Consider the following 3,163-nt stretch of genomic DNA (forward strand, 5'->3'; position numbering starts at 1 on the left):
GTCCCGGATGCCTCGCTACGGTGTAGCCGGGGCGGTGCGCTTGCCGAGGTGGCGGTAGATTGGGGGGCGGGTGACGCCGAACTCCTCGGCGATCTGCTGGACGGTGTAGTCACCGGAGTCCGCTCGCGGAAGCGGCACTCACCGCCCCGTGCGCCTGGACCAGCGCACGCCGACCAGGACCAGGTCGGCCACGAGGAGCACGGCGCCGATGACGAGCAGGTAGAGCAGTCCCTTGGCGACGGCGCCGATGATGCCCAGCACGATCGCGACGATGACCACAAGCAGGAACAGGACCATGGTGGTACCTCCTTGGGACAGGGTGGTCAGCGGCGGGCGAGCTGCCGCTCGCCGCCGGGTTGATAGGGCAGGCCGTAGTGCTGGAAGACCGCTTCCTCACTGGTGGCGGGGAGCACGTCGTCGGTGCCGGTCGGAGGGCAGTTCTTCACCAGCGACGTGGCGTAGTTGATCTTGACGTAGCCGGGTCCCACGATCACGCCGTCCAGGGGGACGAAGACCAGGCGGTGCCGGGTGGGGTCGACCACGTCGTGGGTGCGCCACTCCCGCAGATCCGCTGCCTCGATCACCGCATCTCCCATCCACCGTGCCGGCGACCTGAGACAAGCCCTCGATCGCCTGGCTGTCTACCGCTGTGACCTGTGCACTTCCAGTCTGCGCCTTGCGCGGCGACACCCGGGCACACACGCCGGGCGGTGGTCAGTCCGGCCAGGAGGATGTCGAGGCCGCGTTCGAGTTCGGTGGCGCCGTTGTAGGAGGCCACGCCCGCTGGCCCCGCGGTGCCGCGGTGCCGCGGTGCCCGGGCATCGCCTCCCGAGCGGGTAGTAGGTGGTGTTCCCGGCCTTCGCATACCGGGCGACCAGCGCCAGCGCGTCGATGACGGGCCGGTGGCCGGTGTTGTTGGAGCGGAAGTCCAGCACGGACAACAGCTCGATCAGTCCCTCGCGGTAGTGGTTGGTGTAGGACGCCCGAAGGGTGGTCTGCACGTGCGCCGGTAGACGGGACCCTTCGTCTTGTACTCGTGCACCAGCTCCCGCAGCGTCTGCTCGCCTCCGGGCACCGCCGGGAACACCACCTGCCGGACCTCGTGGTCCGGCTTGGCCAGGGACGCCTCGGCGATCTGGAACAGGAGGTTCTCCTTGCCCGAGACCCGCTTGAAGGCGTTGATCAGCTCGTTGGTCACCTTCTGTTCGGCCCGGGCCCTGATCCGGTGCACCGTGGCAATCAGCAGGTCGACCAGGCAGTCCGTCACCTCGCTCCCGCTCCACCAGCAACGCCGACAGCAGCGTCACCCTCGCCTCCGGCGCGCGGCGGCGGACCATCCCACTGATGCCCGGCCGACCGCAGCTGCCACGAGCCGTCCGGACGAGCGCACGGTGCCCGGTGGCATGCCGGACAGGTCAGCCGCCCTCGCAGAGCAGACGGTCCTCGATGAGCTGTACGGGCTGTGGCCGGACCAGTTCACCGCTGCCCGCACCCAGTGCGCTGCCCGGGCCCGACAAAGTGGCGACCGCGTGCTCGCGGCCCGGATGCGCCATTCGGGTGTCGGTGTTGCACTGGAAGCAGACGCATCTTGCGGGCTGGCACCGTAGTTGAATCATCCGGGGCTGGTACACCCGCTTCCATGCTCGGCGCCCACGCCAACCGGCCCGGGGGCCCTGCACGCCATCGAGCGGTCGTCGGCAACCAGCCGTGGCCCGGCTGCGACACCACCATGACCCCCGACCAGGTCCACGCCTGGCTGCAGACCGCCTACCGCGGTGGCCCGCCAGATCCTGGAATACCCACATCACCACTGCCAGAGCGAGGCTGCCGCCACCGGCGATGACAGCTGACACCGGCGTGCGCCTCCACAGCTGCCCGCACCGTTCTTGCCCGGCTACCCCACACACGCAGGAGGGATCGCCATGGCCACCAGCACCGGAACCGGCGAGGTCACCGGCACGAAGGACAAGGACTACAACCTGATCTGGTACGTCGAGGCGTGCCTGAGCAACGCTCTGCGCATCGAAACCTACATCCAGGACGCGGAACGCGAGAACGACACCGAACTCACGGAACTGTTCCGCAAAGCACAAGCCGACAGCCGCAAGGGCGCCGAAATGGGCAAGCAGCTGCTGCGCACCCGGCTCGGCGGCTGACACGCGCCTGAGGATGGCCAGCCAGCGCGGGGGACGGCTCCGCCTCTCAGCCAGTTCGGATTGCCCAGCCGGTGCCTGGCGGGCTGGTCGGTCCGTGATTCGGCGTGGTGCCACAGCCAGGGCTCCTCACGCAAGCACGCCGCCATCACGCCCCGCCACCTCGGACTGCGCCTGGACATCGCAAGGTCCTACGCCCACTCACTGGCAGATCCTCACCGACTGCGGGGTCCTCCCGCTGGCATGCACCGACGAGGCCGACTACGAGCGGCGGGGGCCCCATCGCTACCGGCCGGTCCGGCAACATCAGCGCCGGTGGGCGGTCGCCGCTGCCAGGTGCTCAGCCGGCCGGGGCAGCGTGGCGTGGGCCGGGAGGGGGACGGCCGGCATCACCCTGGTCGTAGCGGTCGGGCCACGGGCAGTGCCCGGCCAGAGTCGCCCACTCCCGGTCGTCCTGGCCGGGCACGAGCCGCCCCGCGGTCGCCCACCGGCGCGCCAGCGCTTCGAAAATCGGAGCGTCCACCGGGCGCGGGACCGTTTCGCCGCCGTGCCATGCGACCCGCACCCATCGTGCCGTCATCGTCGTCATGCACACCTAACGCCCAGCCGTCCCCTTGAGTTACCCCGCCCGGACAACCACCGCAAGGCCCCGCGAGGCGCTTGCCAAACGCCGCGGACCTTCCCCGGCCGGGCCCGCCGCCACTTCGCCCTCACCAGATCATTCAGGAGGAGTACCCGATGACAACCACCACGGAATTGGTCATCCCGGCGTTGCATGACGCCCGCGACGCCCAAGCTGCGGTCATCGAGAAGTTCCAGGCGCACATAGCCGTCACCCCCGCCGGGAGCTACCGGCGGATCCTGGAGCACCACGTCGCCGACGCCGAGGACCACGTCAGCAGCATCGACGAACACATGAACCAGTTGCGGCCCCACGGTCTGCTGCAGGATGCCCTTGAGGGGGCTCGTCACCTCGCCGGGCAGGCCATCCGGGTTGCCCGGCTGCCCCT

At 69.8% G+C, this 3,163-nt stretch carries 7 protein-coding genes and 1 pseudogene; 2 read left to right on the forward strand and 6 right to left on the reverse strand.

Annotated features, from left to right (window positions below; all coding sequences use genetic code 11):
- Nucleotides 1-15: 15 nt before the first annotated feature.
- The 5 genes from FCI23_RS59060 to FCI23_RS57985 form a co-directional block, all read right to left on the reverse strand.
- Nucleotides 16-138 carry a helix-turn-helix domain-containing protein gene (locus FCI23_RS59060; RefSeq protein WP_211265903.1) on the reverse strand — a complete coding sequence of 41 codons (123 nt, stop codon included), beginning with the start codon at nt 136-138 and terminating at the stop codon, nt 16-18.
- A complete protein-coding gene (locus FCI23_RS59065) occupies nt 139-297 on the reverse strand; it encodes a hypothetical protein (RefSeq protein ID WP_169317411.1) in 159 nt (52 codons plus the stop codon). It abuts the gene before it with no gap.
- Nucleotides 298-323: 26 nt separating this feature from the next.
- Nucleotides 324-584 carry a PRC-barrel domain containing protein gene (locus tag FCI23_RS54945; RefSeq protein WP_136731661.1) on the reverse strand — a complete coding sequence of 87 codons (261 nt, stop codon included), beginning with the start codon at nt 582-584 and terminating at the stop codon, nt 324-326.
- Nucleotides 585-949: 365 nt separating this feature from the next.
- Nucleotides 950-1,267, reverse strand: a complete 318-nt coding sequence (locus FCI23_RS54955; protein WP_211265904.1) for a hypothetical protein — start codon at nt 1,265-1,267, stop codon at nt 950-952.
- Nucleotides 1,268-1,415: 148 nt separating this feature from the next.
- Nucleotides 1,416-1,553, reverse strand: coding sequence for a hypothetical protein (locus FCI23_RS57985; protein WP_169317480.1), 138 nt, complete (start codon nt 1,551-1,553; stop codon nt 1,416-1,418).
- 369 nt (nt 1,554-1,922) lie between these two features.
- On the opposite strand from FCI23_RS57985, the gene FCI23_RS54960 reads away from it, so the two are divergent.
- Complete coding sequence (locus FCI23_RS54960; RefSeq protein WP_136731663.1) at nt 1,923-2,156, forward strand: hypothetical protein; 234 nt, start codon at nt 1,923-1,925, stop codon at nt 2,154-2,156.
- A 337-nt stretch (nt 2,157-2,493) separates the two neighbouring features.
- Here FCI23_RS54960 and FCI23_RS54965 read toward each other — a convergent pair whose 3' ends face one another.
- Nucleotides 2,494-2,742, reverse strand: coding sequence for a hypothetical protein (locus FCI23_RS54965; RefSeq protein WP_211265905.1), 249 nt, complete (start codon nt 2,740-2,742; stop codon nt 2,494-2,496).
- 149 nt (nt 2,743-2,891) lie between these two features.
- Here FCI23_RS54965 and FCI23_RS54970 point away from each other — a divergent pair.
- Nucleotides 2,892-3,163 (forward strand): annotated as a pseudogene (locus tag FCI23_RS54970) (hypothetical protein); the annotation flags it as partial.

It is taken from the genome of Actinacidiphila oryziradicis (assembly GCF_005047355.1).
Lineage (GTDB): Bacteria > Actinomycetota > Actinomycetes > Streptomycetales > Streptomycetaceae > Actinacidiphila > Actinacidiphila oryziradicis.

What these genes read in the sequence shown, in the direction of transcription:
- FCI23_RS59065 (WP_169317411.1), bottom strand. Translation starts at nt 297, where the DNA reads ATGGTCCTGTTCCTGCTTGTGGTCATCGTCGCGATCGTGCTGGGCATC.
- FCI23_RS57985 (WP_169317480.1), bottom strand. Translation starts at nt 1,553, where the DNA reads ATGGCGCATCCGGGCCGCGAGCACGCGGTCGCCACTTTGTCGGGCCCG.
- FCI23_RS54960 (WP_136731663.1), top strand. Translation starts at nt 1,923, where the DNA reads ATGGCCACCAGCACCGGAACCGGCGAGGTCACCGGCACGAAGGACAAG.
- FCI23_RS54965 (WP_211265905.1), bottom strand. Translation starts at nt 2,742, where the DNA reads ATGACGACGATGACGGCACGATGGGTGCGGGTCGCATGGCACGGCGGC.